The following is a 17,946-nucleotide window of genomic DNA, read 5'->3' on the forward strand; positions in this document are numbered from 1 at the left end:
AATTCTTTCTTGCCAGGTATAACGCATGCTGCCCTTTCTCCTTCTGCTGCTTGCCGGCGTCATCCTCATGGCGCTGCGTTTCGTCCAGTTGCGCCGCGCCCTGCTGCGCGCGCGGGCCGGTGAAGCGACGTTCCGCCTGCTGGCCGAGCATGGCCGCGACGCGGCTTTCCTGCTCGACGCCGCGACCCTGGAATTGCTCTACATCAGCCCCGCCGCGCAACGCCTGACCGGTTACGACCAGGCAGCCTTGCGCGAACACGCGGCGCGCCTGGCGGCGGACGTGCCGGCCCGGCTGCAGCGCTGGTGTGATGGCGACACCAGCCGTCTCACCCTGCTGCGCGAAGTGGAATTGCCGCACGCCGAGGGCCGCCTGCTGGCGCTGGAAATCAGTTCGACCATCGTGCCCGCGGCGGCCGGGCGGGGCGTCACCGTGGTAGGCACGGTGCGCGACGTCAGCGCCGCCCACGCGCAGGAAGCCGAGCGGGAAAAGGAGCAAAAGCGCTTCGCCTCGATGCTGTCGCATGAATTCCGCACGCCGCTGGCCACCATTGACGGCGCCATCCAGCGCCTCGTCTCGACATCCCGAGACGCCGACGAGGCTACGCGCAAGCGCTACGTGAAAATCCAGACGGCCGTCGACCGTTTGTTGGCCATGATCGACGACTATTTGTCGCCCGAACGCATGGCGGCCATCGGCCGCGAACGGGCGGCCGACGGTATCGCGCCGCTGGCCTTGTTGCAGCAGGCGGCCGCCACCGTGCCGGCCAGCCACCGCGTACAGCTGGAACTCGATGAAGACTTGCCGGCCCGGCTGCGCTGCGACGTGCCCGGCATGGCCCTGTGCCTGAAAATCCTGCTCGACAACGCGGTCAAGTTCAGCCCGCCGGGCAGCAGCATCACCGTGTCGGGCAAGCTGGTGCCCGAAGGCGGCGTGACGCTGTGTGTGCGCGATGCGGGACCTGGCTTGCGGGAAGAAGAAATGGCGCAATTGTTTGAAAAAGGTTTCCGTGGAACCGATGCAACGCATGCCGGTGCGGGCCTGGGCCTGTACATGGCGCGCGCCGTGGTGGACGTGCATGGCGGGAGTTTACAGGGGCATAATCTGCCCGAAGGCGGGGCTATTTTCCGCATTTGGCTGCCGCTTCCTGGCTAGACTAGAAAAAAGTTGCTTCCGCTGAAGGCAACCGTGATAATTCCTTGACGTAAACCTATTGTGCCGTCCATCATGGTGCAGAAGTGAATGGCATGGTTTGCCCACGGTAGCTCACTAATGGAAGAATGGCGTTGCAATGACGAAAATACTGATCGTCGAAGACAATCTGGACTACGCCGAAGACATGGCGGAGTTTCTCGTTGAGCTCGAACACGAAGTGCATATCACCAGCTCCGCTGGCGGGATGTGGACGGCGTTGAGCCATGGCAATGTCGGGGTGGTCGTGCTGGACCTGGGCTTGCCCGATGAGGACGGCTTCAACGTCATCCCCCGCATGCGCCAGCTGTATCCGCAGATCGGCGTGCTGGTGCTGACGGGGCGTGTCGCCTTCGACAGCCGCATCCTCGGCTTGCGCCTCGGTGCCGACCATTATCTGACCAAGCCGATCAAATTCCCCGAACTGGCTGCGCACATCGAGGCGCTCGACCGCCGCGTCGGCCCGCAAGATCCCGTGCCCGAGCCAGGCAAGTGGACCTTGAAAGTAAGCGCTCGCCAACTTGAATTGATGGGCGCCGTCATCGCCCTGACGGAAAAGGAATTCAACTTCCTGCACCTGCTGACCATCAATACCCGCCCCGTGCCGCGCGACGTCATCGTGGCCGGCATGGGCGGCGAAGATCCCGATGCGGGCCGCCGGGTCGACATGCTCGTGTACCGGCTGCGCAAGAAAGCCAAGACGGGCCTGGGCCAGGACTTGCCGCTGCGCAGCGCGTATGGCGAGGGCTACAGCCTGTCGGCCAGTTTTAACCTGTCCTGACCGCCAGAGGCGGCCAGTAGCATGAAACGGCGATTCCTATCTGGCCTGTTGTTGATCGTTGCACTGGCCAGTACCGCTCTCTGGCTGCGCAAGGAGTGGAAAATTGATAGTTGCCTCGATCATGGTGGTCGTTGGGACTACCAACTTGCCGCCTGCGAAGGTGCATAGTCTCCTGCAGGACAATTCAGGGACAGAGTCAATCGCTTTTTTCAAGATTTCAAATAAAACAGGGTCAGAGTCGCGTCCTGCGCTCGCAAGTGTGTAAAATCAAGGCCTTAGCCTTTATTTTATGATTTCCGCCATGGCCCGTTTGCCCCGCCTCATCATTCCAGCGCTGCCCCATTACGTGATCCAGCGCGGCAGCAACCGCCAGCCCGTGTTCCAGGACGCGGCCGATTATGCGCAATTTTTGTCCTGGCTGAAAACGGGCGCGAAAATGTTCAAGGTGGCCATCCACGCCTACGTTTTATTGCCTGATCAGCTACATTTGTTGGCCACGCCCAGCGATGCGACGGGCCTGGGGCAGCTGATGCAGTGGCTGGGACGCTATTACGTGCCGTATTTCAACCAAAAATACGGCCGCGAAGGGGCATTGTGGCAGGGACGCTACAAAACTTCCGTCATTGATCCCGACAATTTCTTCCTCACTTGCTGCCGCTACCTCGAATGCGTGCCCGTGCAAACGGGGCTGGCGGGCCAGGCGCTCGATTACAGCTGGTCCAGCTATGCCCACCACGCCGGTGTGCGGCCCGATCCCGTCATCACCGACCACGCGCTGTACTGGGCGCTGGGCAATACGCCGTTCGACCGCGAGGCGGCGTATCTGCGCCTGTTCGAGCAGGGACTGGGCAGCAGCCAGGTAAACACCGTGGAACAGGCTGTATTGAAGGGCTGGCCGCTCGGTTCCGACGCTTTCAAGCAGGCGCTGGAGCAGAAAATGCAGCGGCAAGTGCTGCCGGCCAAGCGGGGCCGTCCCCGCAAAACGGTGGCCGAGTCCGCCTCCAATTGAAAGGTATTCGCATTTAAAACAAAAAATGGTTTCTTTCTGACGTTTTATTGAAATGGCTTCGACTGTGTCCCTATTAAATTTTTAGAGCGACGGAATCGAATTTAATTCGACTCCGACCCTAATTGTTCTGGTTGAGTTTTTTGTTGCGTTGCACTACTCTAGTTTTTCGATAGTCATATGCAGCGGAGAAGCCCATGAAAGCGCAAGGCCTGTACGACCCAGCCAATGAACACGATGCCTGCGGCGTCGGTTTCGTCGCCCATATCAAGGGCAACAAGACCCATTCGATCGTCGAACAGGGTTTGCTGATACTGAAAAACCTCGATCACCGGGGCGCCGTGGGCGCCGATGCGCTGATGGGCGATGGCGCCGGCATCCTGATCCAGATTCCCGACCAGTACTACCGCGAAGAAATGGCCAAGCAGGGCGTGGAATTGCCGCCGCCTGGCGAATACGGCGTGGGCATGGTTTTCCTGCCGAAGGAACACGCATCGCGCATCGCTTGCGAACAGGAAATCGAACGCGCCGTGCGCATCGAGGGCCAGGTCGTACTGGGCTGGCGCAACGTGCCCATCGATACGGACATGCCGATGTCGCCCACCGTGCGCGCCAAGGAACCCGTCATCCGCCAGATCTTCATCGGCCGCGGCCCGGACATCATGGTCACCGACGCGCTCGAGCGCAAACTGTATGTGATCCGCAAATCGTCGGGTCACGCCATCCAGGCCTTGAAACTGTTGCACGGCAAAGAATTCTTCGTGCCGTCGATGTCGGCGCGCACGATTGTCTATAAAGGTTTGCTGCTGGCCGACCAGGTGGGCGTGTACTACAAGGACTTGCAGGACGCGCGCTGCATCTCGGCCCTGGCCCTGGTCCACCAGCGTTTCTCGACGAATACCTTCCCCGAATGGCCGCTGGCCCACCCGTACCGCCTGATCGCCCACAACGGCGAGATCAACACCGTCAAAGGCAACTTCAACTGGATGCGCGCGCGCGAAGGCGTGATGAAGTCTGCCGTGCTGGGCGACGACCTGCAAAAGCTGTTCCCCCTGATTTATGAAGGCCAGTCCGACACGGCCTGCTTCGACAATGCGCTCGAGCTGCTGCTGATGGCAGGTTATCCGATCGCCCAGGCGATGATGATGATGATTCCGGAAGCGTGGGAAAACCACACGACGATGGATGACAACCGCCGCGCCTTCTATGAATACCACGCGGCGATGATGGAACCGTGGGACGGCCCGGCCGCCATGGCGTTTACGGACGGCCGCCATATCGGCGGCACGCTGGACCGCAATGGCTTGCGCCCGGCCCGCTACATCGTCACGGACGACGACCTCGTGGTGATGGCGTCGGAATCGGGCGTGCTGCCGATTCCCGAGTCGAAAATCATCCAGAAATGGCGCTTGCAACCTGGCAAAATGTTCCTGATCGACCTGGAAGCGGGCCGCATCATCGACGACCAGGAATTGAAAAACACCTACGCCAACGCCAAGCCCTATAAGGCGTGGATCAACTCCGTGCGCATCAAGCTCGACGAGATCAAGCTGGCCGAAGGCCAGGCGAAACAGGACCGCGCGCAGGGCGAAAAAGCCCAGCCGTCCTTGCTCGACCGCCAGCAGGCGTTCGGCTATACGCAGGAAGACTTGAAATTCCTCATGGCGCCAATGGCCGTGGCCGGCGAAGAAGCGACGGGCTCGATGGGCAATGACTCGCCGCTGGCCGTCATGTCGAACAAGCTCAAACCGCTGTATAACTACTTCAAGCAGCTGTTCGCGCAAGTGACGAACCCACCGATCGACCCGATCCGCGAGGCGATGGTGATGTCGCTCGTGTCCTTTATCGGCCCGAAACCGAACTTGCTCGATACCAACAACGTCAATCCGCCGATGCGCCTGGAAGTGGCGCAGCCCGTGCTGGGCTTTGACGACATGGCCCGTCTGCGCAACATCAGCGCCCACACGGGCGGCAAGTTCAAGTCGTACGAACTCGATATCTGCTACCCGCTGGCCTGGGGCAAGGAAGGCGTGGAAGCATGCCTGGCCTCGCTGTGCGCGGAAGCCGTCGACGCCGTGAAATCCGGCCACAATATCCTGATCGTCTCGGACCGCGCCATTTGCGCCGACCAGGTGGCGATCCCTGCGCTGCTGGCCACCTCCACCGTGCACCAGCACCTGGTGAGCAAGGGCTTGCGCGCCTCCACGGGCCTCGTCGTGGAAACGGGCTCGGCCCGCGAAACCCACCACTTCGCCTTGCTCGCTGGCTATGGCGCGGAAGCCGTCCACCCGTATCTGGCCATGGAAACCCTGGCCGATATGGCGCATGGCTTGCCGGGCGATTTGTCGGGCGACAAAGCCATCTATAACTACACCAAGGCCGTCGGCAAGGGCTTGATGAAGGTCATGTCGAAGATGGGTATTTCGACCTACATGTCCTACTGCGGCGCGCAAATCTTCGAAGCGATTGGCTTGAACAAGTCGCTGGTCGACAAATACTTCAAGGGCACGGCGTCCAACGTGGAAGGCATCGGCGTGTTTGAAGTGGCGGAAGAAGCGCTGCGCCTGCACGCGCTGGCCTTCGGCAACGACCCCGTGCTGTCCGACAAGCTCGACGCGGGCGGCGAGTATGCGTTCCGCGTACGCGGTGAAGACCATATGTGGACGCCGGACGCGATTGCCAAGCTGCAGCATTCCACGCGCAGCAACAATTTCTCCAGCTATAAAGAGTACGCGCAAATCATCAACGACCAGAGCCGTCGCCACCTGACCTTGCGCGGCCTGTTCGAGTTCAAGCTCGACCCGACCAAGGCGATCCCGCTCGATGAAGTGGAACCGGCCAAGGAAATCGTCAAGCGTTTCGCCACGGGCGCCATGTCGCTCGGTTCCATCAGCACGGAAGCGCACGCGACCCTGGCAGTGGCCATGAACCGCATCGGCGGCAAGTCGAACACGGGCGAGGGCGGCGAAGATCCGAACCGCTACACGCAGGAATTGAAGGGCATCCCGATCCGCCAGGGCGACACCATGGCCTCCGTCGTGGGCGCCGAGCAGATCGTCGTCGACATTCCGCTGCAGGAAGGCGATTCCATGCGTTCGCGCATCAAGCAGGTGGCGTCCGGACGTTTCGGCGTCACGGCCGCCTACCTGAACTCGGCCGACCAGATCCAGATCAAGATGGCGCAAGGCGCGAAACCGGGCGAAGGCGGCCAGTTGCCAGGCCATAAAGTGTCGGAATACATCGCCAGCCTGCGCTTTTCCGTGCCGGGCGTGGGCCTGATTTCGCCGCCGCCGCACCACGATATCTATTCGATCGAAGACCTGGCGCAGCTGATCCATGACTTGAAGAACGCCAATCCGCGCGCGTCGATCTCCGTGAAGCTGGTGTCGGAAGTGGGTATCGGCACGGTCGCCGCCGGCGTCACCAAGGCGAAAGCCGACCACGTCGTTGTTGCCGGCCACGATGGCGGCACGGGCGCGTCGCCACTGTCGTCCGTGAAGCATGCGGGCACGCCATGGGAGCTGGGTCTGGCTGAAACGCAACAAACGCTGGTCTTGAACGGCTTGCGCAGCCGCATCCGCGTGCAGGCCGACGGCCAGATGAAAACGGGCCGCGACGTGGTCATCGCCGCCCTGCTGGGCGCCGACGAGATCGGTTTCGCCACGGCGCCGCTGGTGGTCGAAGGCTGCATCATGATGCGCAAATGCCATCTGAACACCTGTCCGGTGGGCGTGGCCACGCAAGATCCGGTGCTGCGCGCCAAGTTCTCGGGCAAACCCGAGTATGTCGTCAATTACTTCTTCTTCGTTGCCGAGGAAGCCCGTCAATTGATGGCGCAGCTGGGCATCCGTACGTATGACGAACTGATCGGCCGGGTCGACTTGCTCGATAAATCGAAGGCGATTTCGCACTGGAAGGCGCAGGGCCTGGACTTCTCGGCCATCTTCCACAAGCCGGAAACGCCAGATGGCCAAGCCTGCCGCCACGTGGAATTCCAGGACCATGCGCTGGAGAAAGCGCTCGACCACAAGCTGATCGCGCAAGCGCGCGCGGCGCTGGAAAAGGGCGAGCGCGTCTCGTTCATCTCGCCCGTGCGCAACCTGAACCGCACGGTGGGCACCATGCTGTCCGGCGAAGTGGCGAAGAAATACGGCCACGCCGGCTTGCCGGACGACACCATCCACATCCAGCTGCAAGGCACGGCGGGCCAGTCGGCCTGCGCCTTCCTGGCGCACGGCATCACGATCGACCTGGTGGGTGAAGGCAACGATTACGTCGGTAAAGGCTTGTCGGGCGGGCGCATCATCGTGCGGCCCAATACCGAGTTCCGCGGCTGGGCCGTGGACAACATCATCATCGGCAACACGGTGCTGTACGGCGCCATCGCCGGCGAAGCGTTCTTCAACGGCGTGGCCGGCGAACGCTTTGCCGTGCGCAACTCGGGCGCCACCACGGTGGTCGAGGGCCTGGGCGACCATGGCTGCGAATACATGACGGGCGGCACGGTGGTGGTGCTGGGCAACACGGGACGCAACTTCGCGGCCGGCATGTCGGGCGGCATCGCCTATGTGTATGACCCGGCCGGCGACTTTGCCAGCAAGTGCAACACGGCCATGGTCAGCCTGGACAAGGTCGTGTCGGCGGCGGAACAGCACGTCGACCGCGACGCCTGGCACACGCAGCACCGCGACGGCGTGCCGGAAGCGGACGAGGTCATCCTCAAGCGCCTGATCGAGCGTCATTTCAAGCACACGGGCAGCACCCGCGCCCGCGTCTTGCTCGACGACTGGGCCGCGGCGCGCGGCAAGTTCGTGAAAGTCTTCCCGAACGAATACAAGCGTGCGCTGATTGAAATGGCAGCTGACGCCGCCATGGAAGTCCAAGCCGTCGCCGCCTGAGCCAGCCAAGCTCATTGCCAAATGAATGACCAGGGAGCGGCCCGGCCGCTCCCCGCCAGCCAAATACAAAGGAACTATCGTGGGTAAAATTACCGGCTTCATGGAATTCAAGCGCCAGGACGAACACTATCTGGAGCCTGCCGCGCGCCTGAAGAACTACAAGGAATTCGTGCTGCACCTGTCGGATGCGCAAGCGACTGTGCAAGGCGCGCGCTGCATGGACTGCGGCATCCCGTTCTGCACCACGGGCTGCCCCGTGAATAACATCATTCCCGACTGGAATGACCTGGTGTACCGCGGTAACTACCGCGAAGCGCTCGACGTCCTGCATTCGACGAATAACTTCCCGGAATTCACGGGCCGCATCTGCCCGGCGCCGTGCGAATCGGCCTGCACCCTGGGCATCCACGAAGATCCGGTCGGCATCAAGTCGATCGAACATAAAATCATCGACATGGGCTGGGAGCACGGCTGGGTCACGCCGCAGCCGGCGGGATTCAGCACCGGCAAGAAAGTAGCCATCGTCGGTTCCGGCCCTGCCGGCCTGGCGGCCGCGCAGCAGCTGGCGCGCGCCGGCCACGCCGTCACCGTGTTTGAAAAGAGCGACCGGGTCGGCGGCTTGCTGCGTTACGGCATCCCCGACTTCAAGATGGAAAAATCGCACATCGACCTGCGCGTGAAACAGATGGAAGCCGAAGGCGTGGTGTTCCGCACCAGCGTGCTGGTCGGCAAGGATTTCCCTGCCCACGTGAACAACTGGGCCAAGGAAACCATTTTCCCGGAAGACCTGGAAAAAGAATTTGACGCCGTCATCATGGCCGGCGGCGCCGAGCAGCCGCGCGACTTGCCCGTACCGGGCCGCGAACTGAAAGGCGTGCATTTCGCCATGGATTTCCTGCCGCTGCAAAACAAGGTCAACGCGGGCGACAAGCTCAAGGACCAGATCAAGGCCACGGGCAAGCACGTGGTGGTGATCGGCGGCGGCGACACGGGTTCCGACTGCGTCGGCACGTCGAACCGCCATGGCGCCGCCTCGGTGGCCCAGTTCGAACTGATGCCGCAGCCGCCGGAACAGGAAAACAAGCCGCTCGTCTGGCCGTACTGGCCGACCAAGCTGCGTACCTCGTCCTCGCACGAGGAAGGCTGCGAGCGCGACTGGGCCGTGGCCACCAAGCGTTTCGAAGGCAAGGGCGGCAAGGTGGAAAAGCTGATCGCCTGCCGAGTCGAGTGGAAAGACGGCAAGATGAGCGAGGTGCCGAACTCGGAATTCGAGATGAAGGCCGACCTGGTCTTCCTGGCCATGGGTTTTGTTTCACCTGTACAACAAGTGCTGGAAGCATTCGGCGTCGATACGGATGCGCGCGGCAATGTCAAGGCGACAACGGATGGCGCCGGCTGCTACCAGACGTCGGTGGCCAAGGTGTTTGCTGCCGGCGACATGCGCCGTGGCCAGTCGCTGGTGGTCTGGGCCATCCGCGAAGGGCGCCAGTGCGCGCGCGCCGTCGATGAGTTCCTGATGGGGGCATCGCTGCTGCCGCGCTAAAAAAACGAGCAATTGTTCGTTTTTTGCCAGGGCCACGGCGCGGATCGCGACGTGGCTTTTGTTATTTTTGGCTGTCAGGTCAATGGCCGTGAACGCGGCTCGATGGGGACGCGATATGGCGGCCGAATTTCCACTACAATATCTGACTTTCGATTCATTAGTGTTGTATTCTTCCCCTGTCCCGGGCTGTAAGCAGGGGTGTCTCAGCAGAGGTTGGCGTTTCTGCACTACAATACGCCATTAAAATAGTGAGCTTCGTCGTGCCAAATCTTGTTGAGATCCGTGATTTACACTTTGCCTATGGAGAACGTTCGATTTTATCGGGCCTTCAAATGGATTTCCCACGTGGAAAAGTTGTGGCCGTCATGGGTGGCTCCGGCAGTGGCAAGACGACCGTACTGCGCCTGATCGGCGGGCAGCTGCGCCCCAGTTCCGGTTCCGTAAATGTGGACGGCCAGATCGTGCATACGCTGGGAACCGACGAGTTATACCAGCTGCGCCGCAAGATGGGCATGCTGTTCCAGCACGGCGCGCTGTTTACGGACTTGACGGCGTTCGAAAATGTGGCGTTCCCCCTGCGCGAACACACGGACTTGAATGAAGAGCTGATCCGCACCCTGGTGCTGATGAAACTGCACGCCGTGGGATTGCGCAATGCGGCGCAGTTGAAGCCGGCCGAGATCTCGGGCGGCATGGGCCGCCGCGTCGCGCTGGCGCGCGCCATCGCGCTCGACCCCGAACTGATCATGTACGACGAGCCGTTCGCCGGCCTGGACCCGATTTCCATGGGCGTGACGGCCAATTTGATCCGCAATTTGAACGATGCGCTGGGCTCCACGTCTATCCTGGTATCGCACGATGTGAAGGAGTGTTTCGCCATCGCTGATTACGTCTATTTTCTGTCATCGGGCAAGATCGTGGCGCACGGCACGCCGGCCGAGATGGCCGTGTCGACGCATCCGTACGTCAAGCAGTTCGTCAATGCCGAGGCCGATGGCCCCGTGCCGTTCCATTATCCGGGCAAGTCGCTGGCCGACGACCTGGGTCTGCAGGCGGGGGGCGGCCGATGATCGCGCGCTTCCTGGCGGCGATCGGAGCGTGGTTGCGTCGTTCGGTACAAGACCTCGGCTTTGCCGTGCGTTCGTTTTTCATCATCATCGCCTCGTCGGGCGGCCTGTGGCGCCGTCCGCGCCTGGTGATTGAACAACTGTTTTTTATCGGTAACCGCTCGCTGGTGATTACCGCCGTCTCCGGCCTGTTTGTCGGCATGGTGCTGGGTTTGCAAGGGTATTACACCCTGACCACGTATGGCGCCGAGCAGTCGCTGGGCTTGCTGGTGGCGCTGTCCCTGACGCGCGAACTGGGCCCCGTCGTGACGGCGCTGCTGTTCGCGGGCCGTGCCGGCACGTCGCTGACGGCGGAAATCGGCCTGATGAAGGCGGGCGAGCAACTGTCGGCCATGGAAATGATGGCCGTGAACCCGATCCAGCGCGTGCTGGCGCCCCGTTTCTGGGCCGGCGTGATCGCCATGCCGATCCTGGGCGCCATCTTCACGGCCGTCGGCATCATCGGCAGCTACCTGGTCGGCGTGGTGCTGATCGGCGTCGACGAAGGCTCGTTCTGGTCGCAGATGCAAGGCGGCGTGGATGTCTGGAAAGAAGTGGGCAACGGCACCATCAAGAGCCTGGTGTTCGGCATCGCGGTGACCTTCATCGCGCTGTTCCAGGGGTACCAGGCACAGCCGACGCCGGAAGACGTGTCCGGCGCCACCACGCGCACGGTGGTCATTTCGTCGTTGATGGTGTGGTGGCTCGACTTCATGATGACGGCATTGATGTTTAGCAAGTAATTGCCGATAGGCGACAAAATTATCGGCCTGGGCAGTGTTCTGCGCAGGTGGCGGCAAGTAAAAATTATTTAGGATTGTTTATGCAACGTAAATCTTTGGATATCTGGGTCGGCTTGTTCGTCTTGCTCGGTGTGGCGGCATTGATGTTTCTGGCGCTCAAGGCCGGCAATATGAGCTCGCTGTCTTTCAGCAAGACGTATACCATTAGTGCGAAGTTCGACAATATTGGCGGCCTCAAGCCGCAGGCGCCCGTCAAGGGCGCTGGCGTGGTGGTGGGCCGGGTCTCGGAAATCGTCTTTGACGACAAGACCTACCAGGCGCTGGTGAAACTCGACATCGAAGATGGCTACAAATTTCCGAAAGACAGCTCGGCCAAGATTTTGACGGCCGGTTTGCTGGGTGAGCAATATATCGGCCTGGAAGCAGGCGGCGATTTGGCCAACCTGGCAGAGGGCGACAAGATCGCCCGTACTCAATCGGCCACAGTGCTGGAAGACCTGATCAATCAGTTCATCTACAGCAAGGCAGCGGAAGGAAAGGACAGCAAATGAGCGAGTCGAACAAACAATCCCAAGGCAGTCTGGTACGTATCGGCCTGGCCCTGGCCATCGCCGCCAGCGTGAGCGCTTGCGCCACCGGCCCCAATCCGCGCGACCCGCTGGAAGGGTATAACCGCGCCATGTTCAAGTTCAACGACACCGTCGACCAGGTGGCCTTGAAGCCGGTCGCCACAGCCTACAAGAAGGTCACGCCATCGTTCGTGCAAACAGGCGTGGGCAACTTCTTCGGCAACTTGTCCGATGTGTGGAGCGCCATGAACAACTTGCTGCAAGGCAAGGGCGAAGCGGGCTTGCAAGATGTCGTGCGCGTCAGCATGAACTCGACTTTCGGTATCTTCGGTCTGATCGACATCGCCTCGCAGGCCGGCATTCCCAAGCATAACGAAGACTTTGGCCAGACCCTGGGCTGGTATGGCGTCCAGTCCGGTCCGTACGTGATGCTGCCGCTGCTGGGCCCATCGACCGTGCGCGACACGGCGGCCCTGCCGCTCGATATCGCGGGCGACCCATGGCGCTACAAGGATCCGGCCTATGTGCGCAATATCGGCACGGTGACGCGCGTGGTTGACAAGCGCGCCGCGCTGCTCGACGCGACGAACCTGATGGAAGCGGCCGCGCTGGACCGTTATGAGTTCATCCGCGACGGCTTCCTGCAGGCGCGCGAAAGCAAGGTGTTCGATGGCGATACGGACCGCCGCGACCGCAAAGTGCCAAAAAACGACACCAGCGATTACGAGCCGGAGTACGAGGCAAAACCGCAGCCTGCCAATGACGCGCCTGCGGCCACGGCCGCCGCCGATGTGGCGCCGGCGGACCTCGTAACATCTGGTAGCAATACCGTTGCTTCGCAGGCCAGGCCGCAGGAGTAAACTGGACGCAAGAACACCACGGCTGCGATCAACGCCAGCCGGTGCATAGCAACACCATGAAAGGTAAAACCATGAAATTGATGAAACAACTGCTGGCGATGGCCACCATCGCCTTTGCCACCGCCGCCCAGGCCGCCCCTGCTGTCGAAGCACCGGACGTGCTGGTCAAACGCATCAGCCAGGACGTGATCGACACGGCCAAGGCCGACAAGGCCATCCAGGCTGGCGATATCAAGCGCGTCACCGAATTGGTGGAAAGCAAGATCTTGCCGTACGTGGATTTCCAGCGCATGACGTCGCTGGCTGCCGGCCGCCACTGGCGCGACGCCACGCCCGACCAGCAAAAGCAGCTGGCCGCGGAATTCCGTACCTTGCTGATCTACACGTACTCGGGCGCCCTGTCGCAGATCAAGAACGAAACCGTGGAATTCAAGCCGCTGCGCGCCGACCCGGCCGACACGGAAGTGGAAGTCCGTTCGCAAGTGAACGTGGCGCGCGGTGAACCCGTGCCCCTGAACTACCGCGTGGCGAAAACCCCGTCCGGCTGGAAGATCTATGACATCAACGTGCTGGGCGCGTGGCTGGTGGAAACGTACAAAAGCAGCTTCGCCAGCGAGATCAGCAAGGGCGGCATCGATGGCCTGATCAAGACCCTGGCCGCGAAAAACAAGGCCCTGGCCAGCCGTCCCGCTGCCAAAGCCAAATAATCGGCTATCATATAGCTCCTGACCCAGCTCCAGACCAGCGCAGCCCGACGCCATGCCCGACTCTCTCGACACCTTGCAGTCCCTGACTTCCCTGACCGTGCACAATGCCACTTCGGCATTGGAGCAGGGTCTGGACGCCATCCGCTCGGGTCAGACGAAGTTCGACTTGCGCAACGTCAAGGCTGTCGATTCGGCCGCCGTTTCCGTCATGCTGACGTGGCAGCGCGCCGCGCAGGATGCCGGCGGCGTGCTGGAGCTGAAAAACCTGCCGAACAACCTGAAAAACCTCACCAAGCTGTATGGCGTCTGCTCGCTCGTCTCGAGCACGCTGACGGCCGACGACTGCGCCAGCGCCGGCGGCCACGCCGAACGCAGCCCGTCCGACCTGCATCATCATTGATCCTGTCCCACTCCCCGCATCAGCAGTAGCTTTCAAGCCGGCAGGCCAGCAGCGCCGCCGGATTGATCTCCAAGTGTTCCACGAATTTTCCAACTATAATTGACTGTTGCGCCGTCCTCGCCTGAAGGTGGCGCCCTGCACCGGCCTGCCGGCCTCGATGTCTCCGGCAACTGGCGCATCACACCAGACGCATTACACTTGAAACAAGCACATGACCGCAATTCAAATAACGAATGTAGAAAAGAGCTATAAATCGCTCAAGGCGCTGGGCGGCGTGTCGCTGGCCATCGAAGAAGGCGAGTTTTTCGGCCTGCTCGGTCCCAACGGCGCCGGCAAGACCACCCTCATTTCCATCATCGCCGGCCTGATACGCCCCGACGCGGGCACCGTCAAGATCCATGGCCACGACGTGGTCAAGGACTTTCGCAGCGCGCGCCGCAACCTGGGCGTGGTGCCGCAGGAACTGGTGTTCGATCCGTTTTTCACCGTGCGCGAAACCTTGCGCCTGCAGTCCGGCTATTTCGGCCTGCCGAACAACGACAAGTGGATCGACGAGGTCATGGAAAACCTCGACCTCACCGGCAAAGCCGACACCAACATGCGCGCGCTGTCCGGCGGCATGAAGCGCCGCGTGCTCGTGGCGCAGGCGCTGGTGCACAAGCCGCCCGTCATCGTGCTCGATGAGCCGACCGCCGGCGTCGACGTGGAACTGCGCCAGACCCTGTGGAAGTTCATCTCGCGCCTGAACCGCGAAGGCGGCCACACGGTTGTGCTGACCACCCACTACCTGGAAGAGGCCCAAGCCATGTGCCAGCGCGTGGCCATGCTGAAGACGGGCAAGGTGGTGGCGCTCGACACCATGTCGGCCCTGATCCGCCGCATCGCCGGCTCGCAACTGCAGGTGCACCTCAAAAACGGCAGCCTGCCGGACGACCTGCGGCACCTGGTGCTGCATGCGGAAGAGCAGCAGGCGCCGAACAAGTTCAGCCTGCGCGTCAACGAATACAGCGAAGTCGAAAAAATCCTCGCCCGCCTGCGCGAAGCGGGTGCCGAGATCGATGAAATGCAATTGCAACAAGCCGACCTGGAAGATATCTTCTTGCAGATCATGGATAAAGGTACCGTATGATTTCGACAGGATTTCGCACCCTCGTCTACAAAGAGACGCTGCGCTTCTGGAAAGTGGCGACGCAAACCGTGGCCGCGCCCGTGCTCACGTCGATGCTGTACCTGCTGGTGTTCGGCCATGTGCTCGACGGCCGCGTGGAGCCGAGTCCCGGCGTCAGCTACACGGCCTTTCTGATTCCCGGCCTGGTGATGATGAGCGTGCTGCAAAACGCGTTCGCCAATTCCTCGTCCTCGCTGATCCAGTCGAAGATCACGGGCAACCTGGTGTTCGTGCTGCTCACTCCCCTGTCGCACTGGGAAATCTTCTCGGCGTATGTACTCGCTTCCGTCGCGCGCGGCCTGGCCGTGGGCTTTGGCGTGTTCGCCATCACGTGCTGGTTCGCCGACCTGTCGTTCGTCGCGCCCCTGTGGATCGTCGTCTTCGCGTTTCTCGGCGCCGCCATGCTGGGCACCATGGGCCTGATCGCCGGCATCTGGGCCGAGAAATTCGACCAGCTGGCCGCCTTCCAGAACTTCCTGATCATGCCGGCCACCTTTTTGTCGGGCGTGTTCTATTCGATCCACTCGCTCCCCGCCTTCTGGCAGACGGTATCGCATTTGAACCCCTTCTTCTACATGATCGACGGCTTTCGCTACGGCTTCTTCGGCGTGTCCGACGTCAGCCCATGGCTCAGTCTTTCCATCGTCGCCGGCTTCCTCGTGATCCTGGCGCTGGCATCGATCCGCCTGCTGAAAAGCGGCTATCGTTTGCGTCACTAGTTGCGACACCAATTGCGCCGTTGATTGCGGCACATCACATCACTACACTATTCAATATCAAGGAATTATCGTGACCACCACTCCAGAACTGATCCACGGCTATCTGTCTGCCGGCCTCGAATGCACGCACCTCGAAGTGGAGGGCGATGGCCAGCACTTCCAGGCCGTGATCGTCTCGCCCGCGTTTGCCGGCAAGCGTCTGATCCAGCGCCACCAGATCGTCTACGCGGCGCTGGGCGACCGCATGCGCGAGGAAATCCACGCGCTGTCGATGAAAACCCTGACACCTGAAGAATTCCAAGGATAAGCACATGGACAAGCTCCTCATCAACGGCGGCAACCGCCTGAACGGCGACATCGCCATCTCCGGCGCGAAAAACGCCGCCCTGCCCATCCTGTGCGCGGGTCTCCTGACCGCGGGCGACCTGGATCTGACCAACGTGCCGCACCTGCACGACGTGGCCACCATGTTGAAACTGCTGGGCCAGACGGGCTTGAAAGTGCGGCAGGACGGCGACCGCGTGGTCCTCAACGGCAGCGCCATCGACACCCTGGAAGCGCCGTATGAACTGGTAAAAACCATGCGCGCCTCGATCCTCGTGCTGGGCCCCATGCTGGCGCGCTTCGGCGAAGCCAAGGTCTCGCTGCCGGGCGGCTGCGCCATCGGTTCGCGCCCCGTCGACCAGCACATCAAGGGGCTGGAGGCGCTGGGCGCCGAGATCCGCATCGAAGCGGGCTACATCTACGCCAAGTGCGCCAAGCTCAAAGGCGCGCGCATCGTCACCGACATGATCACCGTCACCGGCACCGAGAATTTGCTGATGGCCGCGACCCTGGCCGAAGGCGAGACCATCCTGGAAAACGCCGCCTGCGAACCGGAAGTGACCGACCTGGCCCACCTGCTGGTGGCCATGGGCGCGAAGATCGACGGCATCGGCACCAGCCGCCTGGTGATCCAGGGCGTGGACGCCCTGCACGGCGCCTCGCACGCGGTGATCGCCGACCGTATCGAAACGGGCACCTTCCTGTGCGCCGTGGCGGCCACCGGCGGCGATATCACCCTGCGCAACGTGCGCACCGATATCCTCGACTCTGCGCTCGACAAGCTGCGCGCCATGGGCCTGACGATGACCTTCGGCGCCGACTGGATCCGCGCCGAGATGTCGGCCCGTCCGAACCCCGTCAGCTTCCGCACGACGGAGTACCCGGGCTTCCCGACCGACATGCAGGCGCAGTTCATGGCCGTCAACACGATCGCCAATGGCGCCAGCCGCGTCACCGAGACGATCTTCGAGAACCGCTACATGCACGTGCAGGAAATGAACCGCCTGGGCGCCGACATCACCATCGAGGGCAACACGGCCATCATCGCCGGCGTCAAGCAGCTGCGCGGCGCGCCCGTGATGGCGACCGACCTGCGCGCGTCGGCGTCGCTGGTGATCGCGGCCCTGGCCGCCGATGGTGAAACCCTGATCGACCGCATCTATCACCTCGACCGCGGCTACGACCGCATGGAAGTGAAGCTGTCGGCCGTCGGCGCGAATATCGTACGCATCAAATAACAAGGAACGAGCATGAACGGATCGAACAACGGTGACAGCTCCCAGCTGATTCTGGCGCTGTCGAAAGGCCGCATTTTTGAGGACACCATGCCGCTGCTGGAAGCGGCCGGCATCAAGGTGCTGGAAAACCCGGAGACCTCGCGCAAGCTGATTTTGGCCACCAACGATCCGAACGTGCGCGTCATCATCGTGCGCGCCAGCGACGTGCCGACCTACGTGCAGTACGGCGCGGCCGACTTCGGCGTGGCGGGCAAGGATGTCCTGCTCGAACACGGCGGCGAAGGCCTGTACCAGCCGATCGACCTGAATATCGCTTCTTGCCGCATGTCGGTGGCGGTGCAGGCCGGCTTCGACTACGAAAAGGCCGTGCACCAGGGCGCGCGATTGCGCGTGGCCACCAAGTTCGTGCACACGGCGCGCGAGCACTTCGCCGCCAAGGGCGTGCACGTCGACCTGATCAAGCTGTATGGCTCGATGGAGCTGGCACCGTTGGTCGGCCTGTCCGACGCCATCGTCGATCTGGTCAGCACGGGCAGCACCCTGCGCGCGAACAACCTCGTCGAGGTCGAGCACATCATGGAAATTTCGTCGCGCCTGGTGGTCAACCAGGCCGCGCTCAAGCTCAAGCGCGAGCGCTTGCAGCCGATTATCGAGGCGTTTGAACGCGCTTCGCAAGCCTAGACACCTTCAGTAGC

At 61.8% G+C, this 17,946-nt stretch carries 16 protein-coding genes; all 16 read left to right on the top strand.

Annotation, left to right across the window (positions count from 1 at the left end; translation table 11 throughout):
* Positions 1-25 precede the first annotated feature (25 nt).
* The 16 genes from IGS55_RS22150 to hisG all read left to right on the top strand — a co-directional run bounded on the left by IGS55_RS22150 (position 26) and on the right by hisG (position 17,932).
* A complete protein-coding gene (locus IGS55_RS22150) occupies positions 26-1,153 on the top strand; it encodes a PAS domain-containing sensor histidine kinase (RefSeq protein ID WP_230518940.1) in 1,128 nt (375 codons plus the stop codon).
* 136 nt (positions 1,154-1,289) lie between these two features.
* Positions 1,290-1,970, top strand: a complete 681-nt coding sequence (locus tag IGS55_RS22155) for a response regulator transcription factor (protein ID WP_034753797.1) — start codon at positions 1,290-1,292, stop codon at positions 1,968-1,970.
* A gap of 301 nt (positions 1,971-2,271) precedes the next feature.
* Entirely contained in the window at positions 2,272-2,979 is a 708-nt protein-coding gene (locus IGS55_RS22160) for a transposase (RefSeq protein WP_230518939.1), read from the top strand.
* Between the two features lie 194 nt (positions 2,980-3,173).
* Positions 3,174-7,874, top strand: coding sequence for a glutamate synthase-related protein (locus tag IGS55_RS22165; RefSeq protein WP_230518938.1), 4,701 nt, complete (start codon positions 3,174-3,176; stop codon positions 7,872-7,874).
* A gap of 79 nt (positions 7,875-7,953) precedes the next feature.
* Complete coding sequence (locus tag IGS55_RS22170) at positions 7,954-9,417, top strand: glutamate synthase subunit beta (RefSeq protein WP_034753804.1); 1,464 nt, start codon at positions 7,954-7,956, stop codon at positions 9,415-9,417.
* A 260-nt stretch (positions 9,418-9,677) separates the two neighbouring features.
* The gene (locus IGS55_RS22175) at positions 9,678-10,487 is read left to right on the top strand and encodes an ABC transporter ATP-binding protein (RefSeq protein ID WP_034753922.1); all 810 of its coding nucleotides are present in this window, start codon (positions 9,678-9,680) and stop codon (positions 10,485-10,487) included.
* Positions 10,484-11,266 carry a lipid asymmetry maintenance ABC transporter permease subunit MlaE gene (gene mlaE / locus IGS55_RS22180; RefSeq protein WP_034753807.1) on the top strand — a complete coding sequence of 261 codons (783 nt, stop codon included), beginning with the start codon at positions 10,484-10,486 and terminating at the stop codon, positions 11,264-11,266. The genes IGS55_RS22175 and mlaE overlap by 4 nt, the downstream gene beginning before the upstream one ends.
* Positions 11,267-11,346: 80 nt before the next feature.
* Positions 11,347-11,817 (top strand): outer membrane lipid asymmetry maintenance protein MlaD, encoded by a 471-nt coding sequence (mlaD, locus tag IGS55_RS22185; RefSeq protein ID WP_230518937.1) that lies wholly within the window; start codon positions 11,347-11,349, stop codon positions 11,815-11,817.
* Positions 11,814-12,695 carry an MlaA family lipoprotein gene (locus tag IGS55_RS22190; protein ID WP_230518936.1) on the top strand — a complete coding sequence of 294 codons (882 nt, stop codon included), beginning with the start codon at positions 11,814-11,816 and terminating at the stop codon, positions 12,693-12,695. The genes mlaD and IGS55_RS22190 overlap by 4 nt, the downstream gene beginning before the upstream one ends.
* A 71-nt stretch (positions 12,696-12,766) precedes the next feature.
* On the top strand, positions 12,767-13,402 hold the full coding sequence (locus IGS55_RS22195) for an MlaC/ttg2D family ABC transporter substrate-binding protein (protein ID WP_128140606.1): 636 nt from the start codon (positions 12,767-12,769) through the stop codon (positions 13,400-13,402).
* Positions 13,403-13,454: 52 nt separating this feature from the next.
* Positions 13,455-13,802, top strand: a complete 348-nt coding sequence (locus IGS55_RS22200; RefSeq protein WP_070219654.1) for an STAS domain-containing protein — start codon at positions 13,455-13,457, stop codon at positions 13,800-13,802.
* Between the two features lie 211 nt (positions 13,803-14,013).
* A complete protein-coding gene (locus tag IGS55_RS22205) occupies positions 14,014-14,931 on the top strand; it encodes an ABC transporter ATP-binding protein (protein WP_230518935.1) in 918 nt (305 codons plus the stop codon).
* Complete coding sequence (locus tag IGS55_RS22210; protein WP_034753822.1) at positions 14,928-15,689, top strand: ABC transporter permease; 762 nt, start codon at positions 14,928-14,930, stop codon at positions 15,687-15,689. The genes IGS55_RS22205 and IGS55_RS22210 overlap by 4 nt, the downstream gene beginning before the upstream one ends.
* Before the next feature lie 70 nt (positions 15,690-15,759).
* Complete coding sequence (locus tag IGS55_RS22215) at positions 15,760-15,996, top strand: BolA family protein (protein ID WP_034753824.1); 237 nt, start codon at positions 15,760-15,762, stop codon at positions 15,994-15,996.
* 4 nt (positions 15,997-16,000) lie between these two features.
* Positions 16,001-17,251, top strand: a complete 1,251-nt coding sequence (gene murA, locus IGS55_RS22220) for a UDP-N-acetylglucosamine 1-carboxyvinyltransferase (RefSeq protein ID WP_230518934.1) — start codon at positions 16,001-16,003, stop codon at positions 17,249-17,251.
* Between the two features lie 12 nt (positions 17,252-17,263).
* The gene (hisG, locus tag IGS55_RS22225) at positions 17,264-17,932 is read left to right on the top strand and encodes an ATP phosphoribosyltransferase (protein WP_070219646.1); all 669 of its coding nucleotides are present in this window, start codon (positions 17,264-17,266) and stop codon (positions 17,930-17,932) included.
* The last annotated feature ends 14 nt before the right edge of the window (positions 17,933-17,946 follow it).

The organism is Janthinobacterium sp. EB271-G4-3-2 (assembly GCF_020858035.1).
In the GTDB taxonomy this organism is placed as follows: Bacteria; Pseudomonadota; Gammaproteobacteria; order Burkholderiales; family Burkholderiaceae_D; genus Janthinobacterium; species Janthinobacterium aestuarii.

Excerpts from the sequence above, each read along its gene's own strand:
- IGS55_RS22150 (WP_230518940.1), top strand. The coding sequence starts at position 26 with ATGCTGCCCTTTCTCCTTCTGCTGCTTGCCGGCGTCATCCTCATGGCG.
- IGS55_RS22155 (WP_034753797.1), top strand. The coding sequence starts at position 1,290 with ATGACGAAAATACTGATCGTCGAAGACAATCTGGACTACGCCGAAGAC.
- IGS55_RS22160 (WP_230518939.1), top strand. The coding sequence starts at position 2,272 with ATGGCCCGTTTGCCCCGCCTCATCATTCCAGCGCTGCCCCATTACGTG.
- IGS55_RS22165 (WP_230518938.1), top strand. The coding sequence starts at position 3,174 with ATGAAAGCGCAAGGCCTGTACGACCCAGCCAATGAACACGATGCCTGC.
- mlaE (WP_034753807.1), top strand. The coding sequence starts at position 10,484 with ATGATCGCGCGCTTCCTGGCGGCGATCGGAGCGTGGTTGCGTCGTTCG.
- mlaD (WP_230518937.1), top strand. The coding sequence starts at position 11,347 with ATGCAACGTAAATCTTTGGATATCTGGGTCGGCTTGTTCGTCTTGCTC.
- IGS55_RS22190 (WP_230518936.1), top strand. The coding sequence starts at position 11,814 with ATGAGCGAGTCGAACAAACAATCCCAAGGCAGTCTGGTACGTATCGGC.
- IGS55_RS22195 (WP_128140606.1), top strand. The coding sequence starts at position 12,767 with ATGAAATTGATGAAACAACTGCTGGCGATGGCCACCATCGCCTTTGCC.
- IGS55_RS22200 (WP_070219654.1), top strand. The coding sequence starts at position 13,455 with ATGCCCGACTCTCTCGACACCTTGCAGTCCCTGACTTCCCTGACCGTG.
- IGS55_RS22205 (WP_230518935.1), top strand. The coding sequence starts at position 14,014 with ATGACCGCAATTCAAATAACGAATGTAGAAAAGAGCTATAAATCGCTC.
- IGS55_RS22210 (WP_034753822.1), top strand. The coding sequence starts at position 14,928 with ATGATTTCGACAGGATTTCGCACCCTCGTCTACAAAGAGACGCTGCGC.
- murA (WP_230518934.1), top strand. The coding sequence starts at position 16,001 with ATGGACAAGCTCCTCATCAACGGCGGCAACCGCCTGAACGGCGACATC.
- hisG (WP_070219646.1), top strand. The coding sequence starts at position 17,264 with ATGAACGGATCGAACAACGGTGACAGCTCCCAGCTGATTCTGGCGCTG.